Origin of the sequence: Brucella sp. TWI432, from assembly GCF_039674445.1 — a bacterium.
In the GTDB taxonomy this organism is placed as follows: domain Bacteria; phylum Pseudomonadota; class Alphaproteobacteria; order Rhizobiales; family Rhizobiaceae; genus Brucella; species Brucella chromiisoli.
Map to the genome: position 1 here is coordinate 42956 of NZ_JBDJNL010000018.1, position 20499 is coordinate 63454.

Sequence of the window (20499 nt, forward strand, 5' to 3'; positions counted from 1 at the left end):
CCAATCGGCTCAACAGATGTCTTGTTGTTCTGGGGGATTAAATGCTTAACGAAACAAACTGTTGATCAGGCAGAGCGTTCTCGCCACTTGTCCTGTGCCTGTAGCTTCCAATAGGTGAGTTGCGCGACTGCAAGGCCGGCGTAACCACCAGCCCAAACAAGACCAAATGGCTCAAAAAGCTTGTAGCGATCAGCCGTACCGAGAATTCCTTCGGCCACCAGCTTGCCGCCGATAGCGGTGGTGTTCAGGCCATGGCCGCCAAATGCAGTGCAGTACCAAACCCCACACGGCATTTTTCCGATTTGGGGCATAAGGTGGCGCGCATATGCCATCAAGCCAGACCATGCGAGTTCCGTCTTAAGTTCTGCAAGCTGCGGATAGGTGCTTGTCATTTCATGGCGCAGCTCTCGCACCAGCCCCTCAGTTGAGGCGGCGCGGGTTGTTATGCGACCGCCCCACAATACGCGCTTGCCACCTTCAATGAGCCTGTAATAGTCGCCGGCTCTGCGACTATCACCGATCGCAGCTGGTGTTTTAATAGCTTCGCTGATGAGATCAGGTGCAACTTCAGAAACCATGACATAGGTTGCTATCGGCAAATAGGATCTTTGAAGTTTCTTATTCAAACCACCTGTATAACCACCTGTGGTGATCACCAGATTCTTGGTGTGAACTGAACCTCGGCTTGTTTGGGCCACTTTCTGTGCCCCCGAAACATCCATAGATTGCGCAGCAGAGTTTTCATAAATTCTACCACCTAGACGCTCAATTTCCCGAGCGAGACCGCGTGCATAATTGAGTGGATGAATGTGAAACGCCTTTGGATCACGAACAGCCTGATAATAGCGTTCAGACTTCAACACCGACTGAACTTCGTCCCTCGACATATATTCAAGGTGGTAGTTGAAGTCTCTCTTTGTCTCCGCAACTTCGGCCTTCAAAGCGGTCGCATCTTCATAGCGCTGTACGCTGATCAGACCAGGCTTGGGATCGGCAGACGCGATATTCAGATCGCGAATTGTTTCACCAACAAATTCCATGCCCTCTACCGAGAGCTTGTGGAGCGTTTTGGCAGCATCTTCACCGACCGTCGCAGCAATTTTATCATGACCGGTTGCAAAGCCGGGGCTGACAAAACCACCATTGCGTCCCGAAGCGCCAAAGCCAACGCTCTTCGCTTCAAGAATAATGACAGACTGTCCCTGTCTCACCAATTCCAATGCCGCTGTCAGACCGGCAAGCCCCGCACCAATGATGAGGGTTTCGCACTCCTCATTGCCAACAAGCGCCGCGCGTTCTTTGGTATCAGCCATGGTTCTGAAGTAATGCGTGTCAGGATAGGACATGTTGTTACCAGTCTGAATATATCGATTTTTTCCATTTTCAATTCGCACCCGGCCTGCCACGCAAGGCAGAACCGGGATTTGATTTTGAACTGGTGGGGGATCTGAAGTGTTTTTATCGGAAGCAGTTAGTCTTTGCTGTAATCCGCGCCGTACCACTTGGTCGTAAGCGTTGCGAGGGTTCCATCATCCTTCATCTGCTTAACAATTCCACCGATCTTTGCAGTCCACTCAGGATCATTCTTTTCCGCAATAACAACCAACGGTTCGCGGAAAGCATAACCGCCCTCAAGAATGCGAACCGGATAACCGTTCTTGATTGCGGTTTGAGCTGTCTGTTCTGGTGCAATAACAGCATCCAAACGCACACCATCACCCAAACGAAGGTCATCAAACGGCATCATGGAATCTTCAAAGGTACGAACTTCGCCCGGAGTGACTTTATATTCGAAAGCCGGAAGATCGGGCGCATCGATTTCAAGGCGACGATTGATAAAATCTTCCGACGTTGTTCCGGTTTCAACGCCAATAATTTTACCATTCAGATCGTCGGTCGAATGCGCTTTGCTGTCCTTGTGAACCACATAGACATAAGGGCTGTAATAATAGATACCAGCAAAATCGATTGCCTGCGCGCGTGCCTTGGTTGGCGTTACCGAGCCAACGCCCACATCGTAACGTCCCTGCCAATGACCACCGGTCAGCGTTGGCCACTCAGGAGTCTCAAAACGGACTTTAACCCCCAAGCGCTTACCAATTTCATTGGCCACATCAATATCGAACCCAACAAGTTCATTGTTGTCATCAAGGAAACCCTGTGGAGGCCAACCAACATTGGTGGCAACAACCATTTCCTTCTTTTCATTGACGCGGTCGAGCGTTGGACCTGCATGCGCCATTCCTGAAACCAGAAACAGCGATGCTGATGCGAGTGCGAAAAATTTGTTCAAGTTACCCTCCGTTGGTGCGGTTATAGTTTTGATAATTCAATGTAAAATTTGGCTCAGGAACAGCTTGGTACGCTCGTGCTGCGGATTATCGAAGAACTCGGCTGGCGCATTTTCTTCAACAATCTGCCCCTGATCCATAAAGATCACGCGGTTAGCAACCTGACGGGCAAAGCCCATTTCGTGTGTGACGCAGATCATGGTCATACCTTCATCAGCAAGGCTCACCATCGTATCAAGCACTTCCTTGACCATTTCCGGATCAAGCGCGGAAGTCGGCTCATCAAACAGCATGACCTTCGGGTTCATGCAGAGCGCACGGGCAATCGCCACACGCTGCTGCTGACCACCTGAAAGCTGGCCCGGATATTTGTTGGCCTGTTCCGGAATCTTCACGCGCTTGAGATAGTGCATGGCGATTTCTTCGGCTTGGCGTTTTGGCATTTTGCGCACCCAGATCGGTGCCAGCGTGCAGTTTTCCAGAATGGTCAGGTGCGGGAAGAGGTTGAAGTGCTGGAACACCATACCAACTTCACGGCGCACTTCATCGATCTTCTTAAGATCATTGGTAAGCTCAATGCCATCGACAATGATCTGACCCTTCTGGTGCTCTTCCAGACGGTTGACGCAGCGGATCATAGTCGATTTACCGGAACCAGATGGCCCGGCAACGACGATGCGTTCACCGCGCATGACTTTCAGATTGATGTCACGCAGGACGTGGAACTCACCATACCACTTGTGCATGTTCTTAATCTCGATGGCCACCTCGGTCTTCGAGACTTCCAGTTTTGAACGGTCAATTTGAACTTGGGGTGCTGTGTTTGTCATCATGTCACCCATGAGCAATCATAACGTGGCGCACTGTGGTGTAATCCTCAAGCGCATAGATAGACATGTCTTTGCCATAGCCAGACTGCTTTAAGCCACCATGGGGCATTTCATTCGTCAGCATGAAATGCGTGTTAATCCATGTGCAGCCATACTGTAGATGTGCAGCAGCCTTAAGACCCTTGCTAAGGTCCTTTGTCCACACCGATGATGCCAAACCATAATCACTGTCGTTAGCCCACGAGATAGCCTGTTCTTCTTCGCTAAAGCGCGTGACAGACACGACTGGACCAAAGACTTCACGGCGAACGATTTCGTCTTCCTGCAAAGCTCCGGCAACTACGGTCGGCTCAAAGAAAAAGCCCTTATCACCCGATGGATTGCCACCAGCGGTTATCTCGATATGTGCGTTCTCACGCGCACGCGCAACAAAGCTATCCACACGATCACGTTGGCGACGCGATATAAGCGGCCCCATCTCATTTTGTGCGTCATCTTCACGATTAAACCGAATGTTGGAAACAGCACCTGATAAATCCGCGACAAGGCGATCGTAAATCCGCGCGTCGGCATAGATACGACAGGCAGCCGTGCAGTCCTGGCCAGCATTGTAAAATCCGAATGTTTTGATGCCCTGAACGACCGCATCAATATCAGCATCTGCCATCACGAGGACAGGTGCTTTTCCGCCCAGTTCCAGATGCGTTCGCTTCACCGATTTGGCCGCTGCCTGCAGAACCTTCTTGCCAGTTGCGACATCGCCCGTAATCGAAACCATATTGATCGACGGATGATTGATAAGTGCGTTTCCGACAGTTTCGCCACGCCCAAGTACGACATTCACGACGCCCGAAGGCAAAATATCCGCCATCACCTTTGCCATTTTTAGTGCGGTCAAAGGCGTCTGTTCCGATGGTTTGAAAACAACTGTGTTACCACCAGCAATAGCTGGAGCAAGCTTCCAGGCCATCATCATTAATGGATAGTTCCAAGGGGCAATCGATCCAACAATCCCCACAGGATCGCGGCGGATCATGGATGTATGGCCGGCAAGATATTCAGCTGCAATCGGCCCCTGCATATTGCGGACAGCACCTGCAAAATAGCGATAACAATCGATAACCGCCGGTATCTCATCACTCAGGACCGCATGATACGGCTTGCCGCAATTCAGCGCCTCAAGGGCAGCAAAGCCTTCGGCATCTCTTTCGACTGCGTCGGCAATTTTAAGCAAATAACCCGAGCGTTCCGCGGGCGTTGTACGAGACCAGGATTGAAATGCTTTTTCCGCAGCCTCGACAGCCTTGTCGACTTGTCCCAATGATGCTTCAGCCAGAGGCAGAACAACATCCCCGGTTTTCGGATTGAGAACAAGTTCTTCATGTTCTGAGCCAAGTTCAAACTGGGAGCCAATAAGCATTTCTGAATCCATTACATTCTCCGAGAGAAATTACGTCTGTTTTCGATGTCTATTCATGACATGACATCGTTGAGACTACCAAAAGCAGAACTTATCTGAGCTGGCTATAAAACCGCACACGACATCACCCGCTCCACTGGCTGATAGCGAAGAAGAAATCGGACCGAGTTTGGGATTATCGCAAAGCTTGTCTGAGCAACGATGACCACGCCTAAATGCAGCTCACAATATTAGCTGATCAAAGCAAATAAAACCTGTTCGCATTGCTCTCTCCATTTTGCCGTTTTCGGCTTTTCGTTCCTTGAAGAGAAAGTTATCTGAACAAAAAACATTCGCAAATTCATTTATTAGAAAGCAGGTATCGGTTTTTCCGATTAATATAGATAAGCAGTATCGTGGAGCCAGCTCCACTGGATAAATATCATTTTAAAAAGCTATTTAATTGAATTCTTGTTTCTGAGAGACCGTATTAGCGTTGCCTGCCAGAACGCGCTGCTTCTGCAATTCCAATAAAATCGCGAGCGGATTGCGGAAGACTCGAGCCTTTTCGCCAAACCATTCCAATCTGCACGATTGGCAAAGAACCAGACACATCCCGGCTTTCGATACGGTCTCCTTCCAGCGACCAAGGGCGATAGACGAGATCAGGCAGAAGGGCTACACCAGCGCCGGTGGCCACCAAACTACGTACAGCTTCAACAGAACGGGTTCTGAAAGCCACATGCGGCCTGGCTCCAAGTGCAGCGAGAAGCTTTCCGGTGTTTTCCTCAATTTCGTCGACGGTGAGCATGATCAAAGGCTCTTTGGCCACATCGTCAATTGATATTCCGTCAACAGATACGAGCGAATGCCCTAGCGGTAACCAAAGCCGATAAGGCGATGTTTCAAGAATTTCGGCATGAAGTGCCATTCGATCCCGCAGACTTGAGATAACTACGACAGCCACATCAAGTTCACCGCCAATAAGCAAATGCTCAAGATAAGAACCGTTGTCTTCAATTGCGCTCACTTCCACATTTGGAAATGCCCTGCGATAGCGTGCCAACAGATCAGACAGAACGTAGCCCGCAACCAGTGACGTGACGCCGAGATGCAATGTTCTCTTTTCTGCGACTTGTTTACTTGAAAACGAACGCCGCGCATCGGAGACATCAGCCAATATCTTGGTCGCATGACGCATAAACTGATGGCCACTATGGGTAACGATCAAGCCGCGTGGATGCCGCTCGAAAAGTGTGACGTTGAGATCTGCTTCAAGCTCTTTGATTGCCTCTGTAATTGACGATTGGGAAATTGATAGCGATTGCGCAGCACGCGTAACAGAGCCCTGCTCAGCACATGCGATAAAATAACGTAACTGCCTAAGCGTGAACATTTATCTGCAACCAGTATTCTGGAAATGGCATTATGATAGCGCCATTTCATCGTTAATAGGCAACTCATAACGATTATTTGCTTACAATGACACTCGTCATCGCTTTTTCCAAAGCAGAAAATTCAGGCATTTCCCGCGCCTTTCTGTCGACGATCAAATGTGAAATTTCGTCAATTGTACAAAAGACGGAACGGGCTGGCGCGCTGATTTTGGAATGATCAGCAAGGATAATAGTCTTTGCTGAGTTGCGTACCATGGCTCTTGCTATTTCCGCACCATGGATAAAATGGTTCATCGCGCCAAGCTCTGGATCAATGCCCCAAGGGGCTAACAACGCCACATCCGCACGATAGCGATAAATATCATTGATGGTTGATGCGCCCCAGGTTTCGAGAGGATCTTGGCGCACATCACCAGAAAGCAGATGCACCTTATAACGGTGATAGGTGTCGCTTTCTTTACCCGATAGTAAACGCGCCACATCAATCGAATTGGTAAGAATATTGAGACCAGTCAGATTATAATGATTGGCCAATACCTCTGCCATCACAGTTGTTGTGGTACCCGCATCAATGAATACAGTCATGTCATTCGAAAGCAGATTAAGCGCCTCCAGCGCAATGGCTTGTTTTTCGAACAGTCTTTGTTTGATGCGCACATAATAATCAGTATCTTCCTTGGCCAGTGAAACGGCACCACCGCGGACACGCTTTAGTTTACCTGCCAGTTCAAGCTCCATAAGGTCGCGACGGATGGTTTCGCGCGAAACGCTCATTTCCTCTGTGATCTGGTCAATTGAGACGCGACCGAAAGCCGTGAGATAATCCAGAATTTTCTTATGCCGCTCGTCCTGCCACATGATCCAATCCGTTCGTTTTGCTTGGCACATCAAAAAAACACAAAAAAACACATATGCCAACTATTGCCACATTTTTTATTTGTTGCTAGCTTTATATAAGAGGCGTTGGGGAAATTTATTATGTCGTCGTCAGAATTGGGCAATTTTGTTGGCTTCGCTGCCGCTTTGGCGGACATAGCGCGTGAAACACTAGCCAATGAACTGTCCGGCAGCGAAAATTCAGCTTCAGATATCGAGGTGAAGCCGGATCGCAGTTTAGTGACGAAGTACGATCGCGCCATAGAACACCGTCTGCGCGTAGAAATTCGCAAACAATATCCGCATCATGGCATCATCGGTGAAGAAGAAGGCAGCGTCGATACACAAGCATCGCATGTATGGATTCTTGATCCAATCGACGGCACCGCCCCCTTCATCGTCGGTATTCCGGTGTGGGGAACACTGATCGCGCTTGCGATTGATGGCGTGCCACAGGTCGGCGTGATCGATAATCCTGTGCTCGGCACACGCTGGATCGGTGCGACTGGGCAAAACACACGCCTCAATGATCAGGCAGTAAGATGCCGCCCCTGTGAGAGCCTCGCAACTGCGCTTATGACCAATTCAAATCAGGATTATATGTCAGCGGGCCAGTTGCCTGCCCTGAATGCCCTGCGCCGCAAAACCGCCAATCGTGTTTACGGTGGCGCTTGCCTCAATTATGGCAGACTTGCTGAAGGGCGTACGGATCTTGCCATCGATGCAGGGCAACAGATTTACGATTTTGCGCCTTATCGTCCGATTATCGAAGGCGCGGGTGGAAAAATTACAGACTGGCAGGGTCAACCGCTGACTTTAGCCAGCAACGGCACCATTCTTGCGGCTGGTGATGAGCGTTGCCATGCGCAGGCGCTAGAAGTGGTTAACTCCAGCCTGAAAGAGGCTATCTCTGCCGCGTAAAACATTCGCATTGCGGCCTGCTATAACGAAATGAAAATAAAAATGGGAACGCATAAATGGGCATTAAAATCGAAAGCCTAGATGTGACTTACGGAGAAGAAAACGTCATCTCTCAATTGTCACTCAACATTCCTGAGGGTTGCTTTTTTACGCTTTTGGGACCATCCGGCTGCGGCAAAACAACATTGTTGCGCACCATCGCCGGATTTGTGGGCGCATCCAATGGCTCAATTCGTTTCGGTGACAAGGACGTCACGCACCTGCCACCGTATAAGCGCAATATCGGGATGGTTTTTCAGGATTATGCGCTTTTCCCTGACAAAACAGTGCAGCAGAATGTTGCTTATGGCTTAACCGCTCGTGGCGAAAAAGGTGAAAGCGCCAAAGCCAAAATTGGTCAGGCCCTTGAACGTGTTGGCCTGAGCCACCTTGCCCAACGTCACCCGGCGGCACTATCCGGTGGCCAGCGCCAGCGTGTGGCCCTCGCCCGCGCGCTGGTGATCAAGCCGGCCGTTCTTTTGATGGATGAACCGCTGTCTAATCTGGATGCAAAGCTGCGCATCCAGATCCGCGAGACAATCTGCGAATTGCAGCGCGAGGACAACATCACCACGGTATTTGTTACCCATGACCAGGAAGAAGCTCTGGCTATGTCGGACCAAATTGGTGTCATGAATCGTGGAGCGCTTGAGCAAATTGGTACACCCAAACAAATCTACACAACGCCGCGTACCAGTTATGTGGCTGACTTTGTCGGCTCCGCCAACTGTATTCCAGTCAAAGTGCAGTCAACCCAGACTAATTACGCCAGTGTTTGCATAGGCACACAGATAATCAGCGCGACCGATAATCGCATTGAAAAATCGGAACAGGGAGGAATTTTGATTATTCGCCCTGAAAATCTTCATATCTCCGCTATCAGCTCCGAAGGCAAACAAACGCTTCCGGGAAAGGTGTATAGTCGTCAATACTTGGGTACCAAGACAAGCTATCGCCTCGATATGCATGACGGCCTGCAACTCTTCGCCGAATTACATGGCCAAAACCATGATGCGTTCGGACCAGGCGATCAGGTTCATGTGACAATCAATCCCGATCAGGCATTGGTGATTGCATCATGAAGAAGACGCTCCACACACCTTGGTTCTGGTTGAGCCTGCTGGCTCTCGCGCTGTTATGTATCTTTATACTTTATCCGCTGCTCACCATTCTGAGCGCCAGTTTCGTGGGCGAAGGCCAGAACGGCTGGATGCGTCTTCTGGACAATCCACGCTATATAGCCGCGATACAAAATACCCTTATACTGGCCTCGGTCGTCACTGTATTCTGCACCCTTATTGGCGTTCCATTGGCATATGTGACGGCTCGCTATACTTTTCCCGGAAAGTGGCTCATCGCGCTTTTGCCATTGATCACCTTGGTGCTACCAGAAGTCATTGCAGCCCAAACCTGGCTCATGATGTTGGGTAACAATGGTTTAGTGACGCGGTTTCTTAAGGGCTACGGTATCATCTTACCAAGCTTCTATGGCTGGTTCGGCCTCATCGTCTCCATGAGCTTCATCTATTACACCTACATCTACATCGGCGTTGTGGCAGCGATTGGTAAGTTTGATGTGCAACTTGAGGAGGCCGCTCAATCCTTGGGGACAAGCCCTGCAAAGTCCCGTTTGCGCGTCATGCTGCCGGTAATTCTTCCGACCGTGCTTGCTTCGGCCCTGCTTGTTTTCACGATGGTGGTGGGTAACTTTGCTATCTCTATGATTTTGAGCCACCGACTGCCCTTGCTTTCAGTCGTCACTTATCAGGCAGCAGTGGCAGAAGGTGCAAGTGACATTACCATGCAGTCGACGCTTGCCAGCGTCTCAGTGTTAATCGTTATGCTCGTGCTTTTCTGCAACCGTTTCATTGTGTCGCGCGGGCGTTTTGAAATCGTTCAGGGACGCGGCGCAAAGCCAGTGCCGTTGCAGGGATTAAAAGGACTTCTCGTCGCTATCAGCGCAGGATTTATCGTTATCGTATCACTGTTGCCGCTTTGTGTGATCGTCGTTGGCGCATTTACAGCATCGCGTGGGCCGGTGATGCAATGGGGTAGCTGGACATTTTCCAACATCGCGCGCGTTTTTGTCACGGCGCCGCAGCCGCTGGTCAACTCTCTCACCTATGCAGCAACAGCTACATTCATATCGATCATCTTCAGTGCCATCGTCAGCTATCTGGTGGTTAAAAAGCCAAATTTGGTCACCCCGGTCATCGATTACATATCAGCTATACCACTCGCCTTATCGGGTACGGTTTTGGGCGTCAGCCTCTTGGCAACCTTCCACGGTGGCTGGTTACCGCTGTCGGGTACAGCGATGATCATTGTTCTGGCCTATGTGGTGCGCCGAATGCCGTTTGGCATGCGGAACTCTCAAGCCATTTTACAGAACATACCGAATTCGATTGAGGAAGCTTCAATCAGTCTGGGTGTTCCACCCGTGCGGTCTTTCTTCAAGGTCGTGCTTCCTATGATGCTTCCAGCCATAGCATCCGCTGCAATCCTGACGTGGACAACAACAGTGGCCGAATTATCAGCGTCCATTCTGGTCTATTCCGGCGGACGAGAAACACTGCCAATTCAAGTCTTCCGGCTGCTGGATTCTGGTCTCATGGCTTACGCGTCAGCTTATGGCCTGGTGTTGGTGACTGTCATTCTTGTGCCCATCATCGTTGCCACGAAACTGTTCCGGATCGATGTCTTTGCTTCCAAATAAATCAACGAAGCAGGTCAACTGCTCAATCACTTCATCAAATGCGAGGAAAACATGAAACTATCGTCTTATCTATTAGCTGGCTCTTTGTCGCTCGGCCTCACGCTACCGGCATTGGCCAAGGATCCGGTGCTTTACACGTCCAACCCGGTTCAAGCCTATGAGGCTGTACAGTCTGTTGTCAAAGAAAAGACCGGACAAAATCTCGGTGTGATCACTGGAGGTTCTGGTGTTCTTTTGCGACGCGCGGAAGCAGAAGCATCTGCACCTCAGAGCGATATTTTCTGGTCTTCATCCGCCAATACCCTCGGCGCTTTTGAAAAGCTATTTGAACCCTATAAGGCATCTGCACTGGAGGCCATTCCGCAAAATCTGCATTACAGTGGCGATCTGTTTATTCCAGCCAATGTTCATCTGGTGACAATGCTGGTCAACTCCGATCAACTGCAAGACAATGAAGCGCCTAAAAAATGGGCTGATCTGGCCAAGCCTGAATGGAAAGGCAAGATTATCATGCCTGATCCAATCAACAGTTCAACCGGCTATACGATTGCCTGGGGACTTTCAAAACTGCTTGATGAAGACACGTTTAAGGCTGTTGTAGCCAATATCGTAACATCGGGGGCTGCTTCCAATGTACCAAAAGGTACGGCAATGGGTGAATACACGATCGGCTTGACGTTTGAGGCAACAGCCTATCCTTACATCGACGGCGGACAGGAAGAATTGTCCCTTGTATATCCATCCGAAGGCACGTTCATGACGCCGGAATTTGCCGGATTGTTCAAGAATGCACCAAGTCGAGATGACGCGAAGAAAGCGCTCGACGCCCTTCTTTCCAAGGAGGCACAAACTGAGCTCTTGAAGGCTGCATTCCGTCGCCCAAGCCGCAACGATATCAAAGTATCCGCGTTCGTTGAACTGCCAGAACTCGCTGACGTCAAAGTATTTGAACTTGATGAGGCTGATGCTGCAAAAAACCGCGACACATTCCTAGCCGAATGGGCTCAGTTGCCTAAAGCTGGTGATCTCCCGCAATAAAAGACTAACCAACTAAATTGCGGTCAAAACAGCTGCTCTCCCTTACCGGCTTCATATGGATATGCAAGTTAAGTGGGAGGGCGGCAAAGAGAGCTGGCTCGGCAAATCTGCACAGCTGGGATAAGTAGGATTTCCGCCGGAGTTCGGCTTGGATGCCGGCAACATGCGATAGCATGACAAGGCGCCCCCACCTTCACCATAGGCAGCTTTTAAGGCAAAAGTTACGTTCGCTGCGATCAGAGGCGAGCAGACACTTGTTGGAATTATCCAAGCCGTTTGACGTGCACGCGAACCAGATCAAACAATGGAAGGACCATCGCCCTGAAGGGACGACTGGCGTTTTCGCCGATGAGACCAAGGCTGATTCTCCGGCTCCACCCGCCGACGTTAAAACGCGTTATGCCAAGGTCGGTGCACTGACGCTAGAAAACGTTTTTTAGCCGGAGCGCTCAGCAAGACGGAATTGCAGAGCAGAAAGAAATGACCGACCACGTGCGCAAGCTGCCGGTCACACGACAAGCCAAGCTTCTCGGGTTCAGCCGAGGGTGTTTGCGCGCGCGGCATATTTCCCTGATCGTCTTTTCAGCCGCCAATGTCTGCAGCACCAACTTCCGTCTCATCATCGCTTCCTTTGATCATGCTATGATGAGCTTAGAATCCTATCTTCTCAATTAAACGAAGCTTATATCAAAAGCGCATATCCGTGAAAAACAATATTATAATAAACTTAAATTATATAAACTTTATAATTTGTTAATTTCTTTCACTGTTGTAATAATGGCACATACAAAAACACTCGTGAAACATATAAATACTTTTATTGATTCTTATTTATTGATGGAGTTATTATGTCTTTTAAAAAATTCGCCGGCGCATCTCTTTTTGCAATCATGACAGCATCTGCTGCACATGCCGCTGACGCGATCACTTCCCAGGAACCTGTGCCAATGGCTTCGGTCTTTTCATGGGGTGGCGCTTATGTGGGCGGTGAAATCGGCTGGGGCTGGGCCAAATCAAAAGTATCTGCATGGGATTTTGCCGACTCGTCGGAAAATCTCAATTCTAATGGGTTTCTCGGCGGTGTTTATGCTGGCTACAATTTTGATATGGGAAACAATGTCATTTTGGGCCTAGAAGGCAATTTCGACTACAATGACTTGAAGAAGTCGAACGATTATGCGTTCAAGAATACGCTGTCTTACACAACCAAGTCACAGCTTGAATGGTCGGGTGCGCTACGTGCTCGCGCCGGTTATGCTATTGATCGCTTCATGCCATATATCGCGGGTGGTCTTGCATTTGGTAATATTAAGACCAGCTATGCTGATTCAGCACGCGACTTCAGCAACAGCAAGACAAAAACCGGTTGGACAATCGGTGCAGGTGTGGATTACGCGGCTACCAACAATGTCATTTTACGTCTCGAATATCGTTATACCGACTTTGGGAAAGATAATTTCGATTTTGGCGATACTGCCATGCGTAATTCGGTCAAAACCAATGATATTCGCATTGGCGTAGCTTATAAATTCTAATCCTTTGCCGGACTGAAAAATTAAAAGCCGCCGGATGAAACCCGGCGGCTTTTCTATAAGCGTCCGTCTACAAACATACTGAATGATATTCGAGCGCTGATCTGATCCAATCTGATCGCAACGCGTTCTCATGGATTGTTTTCAGAAAAATTGGAGACGCATTTTTCCATTTAGGCAGCCGTTCGTGCGCAACATTTTCTGGTAATCCAACAAGCGATACTAGCTTCTGCGATCCGAATGATGCATCAGGCGCTTTAGGCTCAAGGCCCAATAATTTGATGAAAATGGTATGAGACCATCCGTTTGGATACGAGGAAAAAAGGCGAAGGAAATGCGGGGATTCTGGAACTTTTCTTACAAAGTAGCCCAGCGGATAGTCCACATCCTTCAGATGCCCAAATGCACTGGGCGATCTGCTGCGTCAAGACGCTGAGACGGCGAAGCCCCCGCCATCGCGTCTTTCCTTGCAAATCCGGTCATTTGAGGTAGCGTTTCCATTAAGTGAATGGGACCTGAACCTAGGATGCACCGCATCGTTCAGGCTCTTTTCAAGAGCGTGAAGACCTGGCCTCCTAGGTAGACAGTCACTAACCAACCAGCCAACGACACGGCGAGCAAACAGGTCAATGACAATGGTAGGGTAAGCGCGGTGGCAGTGATGTTGAGATTGCCTACCGTTTTGAGCTTCGCCACTTCTTTTGCCTCAGACGACAGGGGAGCGAGCCCCCCTGTGACAAGAAGGCCGAATAGGCGAGCACAGCCGAAAAGCGGTGCGGCATGAGCGCTCATGGAGTAATATTCTTTTTGTTTCAAGTACCTCAATTGACGGTTGATTTTACCCGAGCGCGCAATTGCTCGATGTGGGTTGTAATCTTTTGGAGGTCGGCATTGAGAAAGTCCTGCTCCCGCTGGCGCATCCATTGATCGAGCTCCGGCTTCGTGGCCTGTGCGGGAGCAATTGCGGCATTATTCAGGAGCATCGGGAAAATTTCTTTCAGGAACCTGTCTTTTGCTCCGGTCTTCTTGTCATCCATGGCGCAGATCATACTGATCGCGGTATTGGCAATAGCTTCGGTTGCCTGCAGTCGCGCTGCCAGATTGAGGATCAGTTGATGGAGGTGTTCGATGTCGTTCATTATCAATCCTTTGGAACGGTTGCTTGAGGGAAGGTTTGTGAGGGGATGCAGACGGCTTTCTCTGCCTGCAGTCGCATTGCGGGGACAAGTTTTGCGCGACTGGCGCGGCAGTCCAGATCAACCTTATCCGGGATGTTCTATACCACGAGGTCGAAGTGATATTCCGGACGATGCTTCATCGGGAGAAGCCCTCAGACGGGATCTTTGAAGAATGGTGCGGGCCCCCGGATTTAAATCCAGGGGCCCATCTTCAGGAGTTCAGTCTCTGGGCGGCTAGCCCTTGCGCTCTACCACTTCACCTTGAAGCCGACGGTTGCCTTCAGCTCATAGCTGTCGGCAAAGTGGTTGAGGGAAGTGTTGATCGAGCCCTCGCCATAAACGGCATATTTGCTGTCAGCCCAGGCATAGGTACCGCCGGCACCGATTCCGGCCCAGGTCTTGTCGTTGTCGGTGTCGATATTCACACCGGCGACGTTAATGCGCGTGCCACCGAGGAAGGACTGATAGAGATTGGCGACGCCATAGACGGAGGTGTTGACCATCAGACCACCATTGCCCTTCCAGCTGTTGTCATAGCTGGCGGCAACGCCAAACCGCCCGGTCAGGCTGTCGCCATCCTGCATATGGACACGACTGCCCCACACATCATGGAAGGCATCGGCATCAAGCGACGACCACATCAACTGCGCCTGCGGCATCAGCGACCAGTGATCGTTGATTGCAACACGCTGGCCTGCTTCAACACTCATTGCATAGCCATAGGCCTTCGCACCGTCCACAAGGCCGGTATTGGCCGTATCGGAGTTCAGATCATTGTCGAACCATGTCACTTGCCCCTGGGCATCGACATAGAAGCCGTTGTTGCCATACCATGTCGCGGTCGCACCAAGGCTCCAGGCATTGGTGCGGGCTGTTCCATCGCCTGCCAGCGCACTGGAACTTGCATGGGCAGTACCATACTGGCCTGTGATCCCGGCAACCAACCGACCATTCTCATCCTCATAGAACTGGCCATCGACACCCGCCTGCATGATAAAGGTGTTGACGTCCTGTTTTGCACCGGTAGCGCTCTGCGGTTCCAGACGGCTATGTGCTCCCTCAATACGCGCCCAGATACCGCGACTGTCAACCACGGCGCCATTGGCCTGGCCATCGCCGTTCCGGCCTGTCCAGTAACGCTCACCAACACGTTCCTGAAGCGTTGGCAGCTTGTTCAAGGCCTGCATGTTCTCCGCATAGCCCTGGTAGACAGGCACGCCGGGATTATAGCGCGGATTGGGGGTCGGGTTCGGACAGTTGTCGCCGACGCAATCGGGATTAGGGTTCGGACCGGGACCTGGCGTATATTGGCTGGTCAGATACCAGTTGCCATCCTTATTGCCGGAGCCCTGCTGCAGCGTATAGGCATAGGCGCCCCCAACAACCGCTTTCTGTCCGTCCTTCGTGGTATAGTCGCTGACGAGTGAGAAAATACCCTTGGAGTCACCCGCAACGTCCACAACTTCGATGCCATTGGTTGTCTGTGCACCAAGCCCACCCCGGTTTATCACTTTCAGGCTGGTTGTACCCGACGTATCGCCGCCGACTTTCAGCATGTCAGTCTTCGAGCTGTCGTCACCGAGTACTGTGTTGATAACAACTGTGCCGCCATTGCCGACATAGTTTCCATTGACCGTGAGCGACGTGCCTGCGGTCTCAATGCCGGAAGTGATGCGGCCAGCATTGGAGAGCGAAGCAAGCGTTGTGTCGAAGCCACCCAGATCAAGTGTGCCGTTGGCTCCCACAATGTAACCCGACGATGCAGTATTGAAGACACCTGCTGCCCCCTGCTTCAGCGAACCGCCATCGACATTGGTAACACCACCATAGGTGTTGATACCGTTCAGCGTCAGTTCACCAGACCCGGCCTTGGTGAAGCCGCCCGAGCCAGAGATAACACCGGAGAATCGGCTGTCGAAGTTTTGGACAACCGTGAGCTTGCCCGTGCCGAGCGCGATCTTGCCATCACCGACCGCATTGGTGTCGTCAAAGGCTGCCAGACCGCCAACCGTCGTGTCGAAACTGTCGAGATCAGCAATTGCCCCATCCTTCAGCTTCAACACGCCAGTGCCGAAAGCATGACCGGCCACGCCGGCCTGCGCCTTGCCATTTTCGACGGTCAGACCACCCGAATAGCTGTTGTCGCCGGTGAAAGTGGTGGTGCCACTGCCTTTCTGGATGACATCGCCCGCGCCAGAAATATTACCGGCAAAAAGTGTCGGTCCCGAATGATCAAAAGCAAGCGTTCCGTGGCCGTAGAGGTCGCTGGCGAGATTGACGTCGCCGTCGATGCTGCCGCTTGTGCCACCATTGCCGATCTGCAGAGTGCCGCCAGTCACCGTGGTGCCACCACTATAGTGGTTTGCTCCGGTCAGGATCAGCGTACCGTAGTCGGTCTTGTTTATGCCCTTGGTACCTTGCAACTCTGCTTCAATGGTGGCCGTCATGGCCTTGCCAGCATCGGTCCCGTCACCAACACGGATAATCGGTTGGGCAGTATTGTCGAGGTTGAGCGGGCTACCCTTGAGGATATAGCCATCGCTGGCGAAGTTCATACCGGAGGCTGTGACCTGTCCGGCGCTGTTGTCCAGCGTGACCGTGGTCGTCGCCCCCTGGGTCGTGCCGCGGAACACTGCAAACGAGCCCTGATCATAGGCACCCATGATATGATCACCATTGTCGGTCCACACGTCATTGGTGTGATCTGAAACCAGGTTCCAGGTGCCGTTGCCGCCTTCCCATACATCAAGATGCACCCCAGAAGAGTTCATCAGATTGACGTGCTTGTTGGCAGCATCATTATCGATCCACATGCGGGCTGCGTCCGTTCCCCCCGGCGTCGATCCGATCGCAAGCGTATTGTCGGTCAGATTGCCGTTATAGTCCATGAGACGATAGATACCGGCGCCGAAGCCGCCGCCATCGGAGATATTGAGTGTGCCGGCAAGCGTCACATCGCCCTTCACATCATAAAGTGCAGTGTTGCTTGGCATACCGAGCGTAACATTTATCTGACTACCCGTATTAAGCACGAGGTCGCCGCCGATTGTCAGGGTTTGACCGCCCTTGCCCTGCAAGATGGCATTGTCTGCCACGGTCACGTTCTTTTCGACGGTTCCGCCGCCCATCAGCATACCGCCGTCATTGACAGAGATATTACCGTTTTGGCTACCCAGTACATCCAGCGTCGCGCCAGAATTGACCATGTAGTCGCCACTCATGCTGCCCTTGACAGTAACCTTGCCTGCATCGATTGCCGCGCCGCTGCCGACATCGCCGGTCGCACCCGTATCGAAGACCAGTTCACCAGTCCCGGTCTTGTGCCAGCCCGCAGTCGAAGCGGAGGCATCAAAGGCCCCTTGAAGCGTCAGGCTGGCATCAGTCTGGAGCGTACCGCCATTGGCTGCGATCGTAACATTACGGCTTGTCGTGATGGCGCCAGTATTCTCAAAGAGGCCACCGTCAATGGTCAAGCCACCTGCCTTGTCGCCGAGATTTTCGTCTTTCGCCACTATCAGCGTGCCAGCCGATACTGTCGTGCCGCCCGAATAGGTGTTGTCCCCTGTCAGTGTCAGCGCGCCAGAACCGATCTGCTGGACAGAGCCCGCACCCGAAATGACATTCCCCATAGCGACAGCATCAGAACGGTTGAAGGCCACAACACCGTTGTTGATGATGGCATTGTCGACGCGGCCCGTCGTGCCTCCGTCACCGATCTGAAGAGTGCCACCAGAGACCGTCGTACCACCCGCATAGTTGCTGTCGGCAGCAAGCACGAGCGTGCCCGTACCTTCCTTGATGAGCGAACCGGGGCCAGTGATCGCCGTGGTGATCCTGTTGATGTTGGTTCCTGTCGTCTCGATCATGCCGCCATTGCTATCGTCGCCCTTGGCGAGCACATAGTTATGGTCGCTGTCAAAAGAGGAACCGAAGCGCAGCACCGAGCCATTCTCGATCTCGACGCTGCTGCCCGATGCGCCCATGTTCGCATCCCCGGACACGACGAGGGTTCCGTGGCGAATAAAGGCTCCGGCCAGTTCGTCATTGGTGCCTGTCAATTCGATCGTGCCCGGACCGTCAATCACGATATGGCCGGTTCCGGAAATGTTGTTTGCAACCGTCACCATACCGGAGCGGCTGATTGCAAGCGTGCCGGCGCTAGCGGCCGTCGAACCAAGGTTGATGTCCCCTGCGACACTGCCGGTTGTACCGCCATTGCCAAGCTGCAGCGTGCCGCCCGCGACCACCGTCCCGCCGGTATAGCTGTTGTCGGCGGTCAGAATAAGGGTACCTACGCCGTGCTTCTCCATACCGGATGAGCCGGTCAGCTTTGCCTCGATCGTTGCCGTTTTGCCGACATCGGTGTCTTCACCATCCCCAACCCTGATCGAAGGAACCTCGTCGGGTTCGTCCGCCGATGGCGCAAGTTCCAGATCTCCGCCTTTAATTGTATAACCGTCGATGGCGAACTGGAGACCTGTTGCCGAGACCTGCCCGCCTGTATTGTCGATCGTTACCGTGCCCTTGGTGCCCTGGAACACCGCAAACTCACCACTCGCCCAGGGGCCGTTGAGAGTATAGTCAGGCAACCCAGTCCAGTTGCTATTCAGCAGATTCCATGTCCCGTCTCCCCCCTCGACGGTCCCGTTGTTGTGCTTTGCCGCATCGCCTCCATCCCAGAAGTTCAGGACAGCCCCTTCCGCGTTCACAAGATTGACTTCCCCCGTCATGGCGGTCTGGACAGTGATCTTGGCTGGATCCACCCCCTGTGGCATGTCACCTACGGCAATCGTGCCACTGAGTGTGCCGCCATAGTTGAACACATGGTAGATTCCTGGCCCGTTATCGCCGAAATCCGCGACATTGATCTTGCCGCCAAGCGCAAGATTGCCCTTCACATCGAAGAAAGGCTGTCCGAACTCGGCGCCGTAGGTGACGGAAACAACCGAGGTCGCGCCCAGGCTCAAGTTACCGTTGAAGGTCAATGTGTTGTCAGCGAGGCCTGTAAGCGTTGCGCCGTTGGCGATTGTGGTGTCGCCGCCAATCGTGCCGGAGCCGGCAAGGAATGCGCCGGAGGCTACCTGGAGCGTGGAGGTTGCGTCACCGAGCGTTCCGGTCACAATGAGACTGCCGGCTGTGACATCGGTCGTGCCGGTGAACGCGCTGCTATCGCCTGAAATCGTGAGACTGCCCGCGCCAATCTGGTTCAGCGCACCCGAGCCAGAGATTTTGCCGCTAAAATCAAGACCGTTGCTGCGATTGAAGGCAAGCGTGGCGTTGTTGGTCACATCCCCTTGAATAGAACCGGCCGTACCGCCATCGCCGACTTGCAGTGTCCCGGCAGAGATCACCGTACCGCCGGTATAGGTGTTGGTTCCGGTCAGGATGAGCATACCCGCGCCATCCTGGTGGAGACTGCCTGCACCACTGATGAGACTGGCATAGGTCACATTGTCCGAGCGGTTGAGGGCAAGCGCCGCGCCCGCGTCGACCGTGACATTGCCGAGGATCGATCCCGTTGTGTGGCCATCGCCAATCTGCAGGACACCTCCTGAGACTTCGGTGCCGCCATTGTAGGTGTTGGCTCCGGTCAGAACCAATGTGCCGGAACCCGCCTTGGTGAGTTTACCGGTGCCCGTCACCGTGCCCGAGAAACTATTGCTCTTCGCAGCCGTCGTCTGAATGGTTCCACCATTCGCGCCAAGCGCCACGGTACGGCTGTTGTCAAAGCTGTCTGTGAGCAGAAGCGTGCCGCCATCAAACCCGAGCGCTCCTGTAGCAGCACCAAGATTGGCATTGGCCGAAACCGACACAACACCGCCATCAATCTGCGTCCCGCCCGTATAGTCGCTGGCCGTGCCCGCAAGAACAAGCGTGCCGTCGCCGGTCTTCGTTAGTTTGCCCGTGCCCGTCACCGTGCCGGAGAAGGTGTTGGTCTTCGCAGCCGTCGTCTGGATGGTGCCGCCATTCGTCCCAAGCGTCACCGCACGACTGTTGTCAAAGCTGTCTGTGAGCAGAAGCGTGCCGCCGTTGAAGCCGAGCGCTCCTGTAGCAGCACCAAGATTGGCATTGGCCGAAACCGACACAACACCGCCATCAATCTGCGTGCCGCCCGTATAGTCACTGGCCGTGCTCGAGAGAACAAGCGTGCCGTCGCCGGTCTTCGTTAGCTTGCCCGTGCCCGTCACCGTGCCGGAGAAGGTGTTGGTCTTCGCAGCCGTCGTCTGGATGGTGCCGCCATTCGTCCCAAGCGTCACCGCACGACTGTTGTCAAAGCTGTCT

Annotated in this window: 13 protein-coding genes and 1 pseudogene; 6 read left to right on the forward strand and 8 right to left on the reverse strand. The window is 52.3% G+C overall.

Annotated features, from left to right (window positions below; all coding sequences use genetic code 11):
• Positions 1–65: 65 nt before the first annotated feature.
• The 6 genes from ABE527_RS17955 to ABE527_RS17980 all read right to left on the reverse strand — a co-directional run bounded on the left by ABE527_RS17955 (position 66) and on the right by ABE527_RS17980 (position 6775).
• Complete coding sequence (locus ABE527_RS17955) at positions 66–1346, reverse strand: NAD(P)/FAD-dependent oxidoreductase (RefSeq protein ID WP_499697788.1); 1281 nt, start codon at positions 1344–1346, stop codon at positions 66–68.
• 125 nt (positions 1347–1471) lie between these two features.
• Positions 1472–2242, reverse strand: a complete 771-nt coding sequence (locus tag ABE527_RS17960) for a transporter substrate-binding domain-containing protein (RefSeq protein ID WP_499695363.1) — start codon at positions 2240–2242, stop codon at positions 1472–1474.
• 87 nt (positions 2243–2329) lie between these two features.
• Positions 2330–3121: an amino acid ABC transporter ATP-binding protein gene (locus tag ABE527_RS17965; RefSeq protein ID WP_499695345.1), complete on the reverse strand. Its 792-nt coding sequence runs from the start codon at positions 3119–3121 to the stop codon at positions 2330–2332.
• A gap of 4 nt (positions 3122–3125) precedes the next feature.
• A complete protein-coding gene (locus ABE527_RS17970) occupies positions 3126–4553 on the reverse strand; it encodes a gamma-aminobutyraldehyde dehydrogenase (protein WP_499697789.1) in 1428 nt (475 codons plus the stop codon).
• A 457-nt stretch (positions 4554–5010) separates the two neighbouring features.
• Positions 5011–5916 carry a LysR family transcriptional regulator gene (locus tag ABE527_RS17975; protein ID WP_499697790.1) on the reverse strand — a complete coding sequence of 302 codons (906 nt, stop codon included), beginning with the start codon at positions 5914–5916 and terminating at the stop codon, positions 5011–5013.
• 73 nt (positions 5917–5989) lie between these two features.
• A complete protein-coding gene (locus tag ABE527_RS17980) occupies positions 5990–6775 on the reverse strand; it encodes a DeoR/GlpR family DNA-binding transcription regulator (protein ID WP_499697791.1) in 786 nt (261 codons plus the stop codon).
• Positions 6776–6895: 120 nt separating this feature from the next.
• Here ABE527_RS17980 and ABE527_RS17985 point away from each other — a divergent pair, with 120 nt between their 5' ends.
• From ABE527_RS17985 to ABE527_RS18010, 6 genes and pseudogenes are all read left to right on the forward strand, one after another.
• The gene (locus tag ABE527_RS17985; protein WP_499697792.1) at positions 6896–7714 is read left to right on the forward strand and encodes an inositol monophosphatase family protein; all 819 of its coding nucleotides are present in this window, start codon (positions 6896–6898) and stop codon (positions 7712–7714) included.
• A gap of 56 nt (positions 7715–7770) precedes the next feature.
• A complete protein-coding gene (locus ABE527_RS17990) occupies positions 7771–8835 on the forward strand; it encodes an ABC transporter ATP-binding protein (protein WP_499697793.1) in 1065 nt (354 codons plus the stop codon).
• Positions 8832–10469 carry an ABC transporter permease gene (locus tag ABE527_RS17995; protein ID WP_499697794.1) on the forward strand — a complete coding sequence of 546 codons (1638 nt, stop codon included), beginning with the start codon at positions 8832–8834 and terminating at the stop codon, positions 10467–10469. The genes ABE527_RS17990 and ABE527_RS17995 overlap by 4 nt, the downstream gene beginning before the upstream one ends.
• Before the next feature lie 51 nt (positions 10470–10520).
• Positions 10521–11507, forward strand: coding sequence for an extracellular solute-binding protein (locus ABE527_RS18000; RefSeq protein ID WP_499697795.1), 987 nt, complete (start codon positions 10521–10523; stop codon positions 11505–11507).
• Positions 11508–11659: 152 nt separating this feature from the next.
• Positions 11660–12053, forward strand: a pseudogene (locus ABE527_RS18005) (IS3 family transposase); the annotation flags it as partial.
• A gap of 302 nt (positions 12054–12355) precedes the next feature.
• Positions 12356–13042, forward strand: a complete 687-nt coding sequence (locus ABE527_RS18010) for an outer membrane protein (protein ID WP_265986030.1) — start codon at positions 12356–12358, stop codon at positions 13040–13042.
• Positions 13043–13860: 818 nt separating this feature from the next.
• On the opposite strand, the gene ABE527_RS18015 is transcribed toward ABE527_RS18010, so the two are convergent.
• Together ABE527_RS18015 and ABE527_RS18020 are read right to left on the reverse strand one after the other, a co-directional pair.
• The gene (locus ABE527_RS18015; protein WP_265986155.1) at positions 13861–14178 is read right to left on the reverse strand and encodes a hypothetical protein; all 318 of its coding nucleotides are present in this window, start codon (positions 14176–14178) and stop codon (positions 13861–13863) included.
• 287 nt (positions 14179–14465) lie between these two features.
• The gene (locus tag ABE527_RS18020) at positions 14466–20474 is read right to left on the reverse strand and encodes an autotransporter outer membrane beta-barrel domain-containing protein (RefSeq protein WP_499697796.1); all 6009 of its coding nucleotides are present in this window, start codon (positions 20472–20474) and stop codon (positions 14466–14468) included.
• Between the last annotated feature and the right edge of the window lie 25 nt (positions 20475–20499).

Excerpts from the sequence above, each read along its gene's own strand:
- ABE527_RS17955 (WP_499697788.1), bottom strand. The coding sequence starts at position 1,346 with ATGTCCTATCCTGACACGCATTACTTCAGAACCATGGCTGATACCAAA.
- ABE527_RS17960 (WP_499695363.1), bottom strand. The coding sequence starts at position 2,242 with ATGGCGCATGCAGGTCCAACGCTCGACCGCGTCAATGAAAAGAAGGAA.
- ABE527_RS17965 (WP_499695345.1), bottom strand. The coding sequence starts at position 3,121 with ATGACAAACACAGCACCCCAAGTTCAAATTGACCGTTCAAAACTGGAA.
- ABE527_RS17970 (WP_499697789.1), bottom strand. The coding sequence starts at position 4,553 with ATGGATTCAGAAATGCTTATTGGCTCCCAGTTTGAACTTGGCTCAGAA.
- ABE527_RS17975 (WP_499697790.1), bottom strand. The coding sequence starts at position 5,916 with ATGTTCACGCTTAGGCAGTTACGTTATTTTATCGCATGTGCTGAGCAG.
- ABE527_RS17980 (WP_499697791.1), bottom strand. The coding sequence starts at position 6,775 with ATGTGGCAGGACGAGCGGCATAAGAAAATTCTGGATTATCTCACGGCT.
- ABE527_RS17985 (WP_499697792.1), top strand. The coding sequence starts at position 6,896 with ATGTCGTCGTCAGAATTGGGCAATTTTGTTGGCTTCGCTGCCGCTTTG.
- ABE527_RS17990 (WP_499697793.1), top strand. The coding sequence starts at position 7,771 with ATGGGCATTAAAATCGAAAGCCTAGATGTGACTTACGGAGAAGAAAAC.
- ABE527_RS17995 (WP_499697794.1), top strand. The coding sequence starts at position 8,832 with ATGAAGAAGACGCTCCACACACCTTGGTTCTGGTTGAGCCTGCTGGCT.
- ABE527_RS18000 (WP_499697795.1), top strand. The coding sequence starts at position 10,521 with ATGAAACTATCGTCTTATCTATTAGCTGGCTCTTTGTCGCTCGGCCTC.
- ABE527_RS18010 (WP_265986030.1), top strand. The coding sequence starts at position 12,356 with ATGTCTTTTAAAAAATTCGCCGGCGCATCTCTTTTTGCAATCATGACA.
- ABE527_RS18015 (WP_265986155.1), bottom strand. The coding sequence starts at position 14,178 with ATGAACGACATCGAACACCTCCATCAACTGATCCTCAATCTGGCAGCG.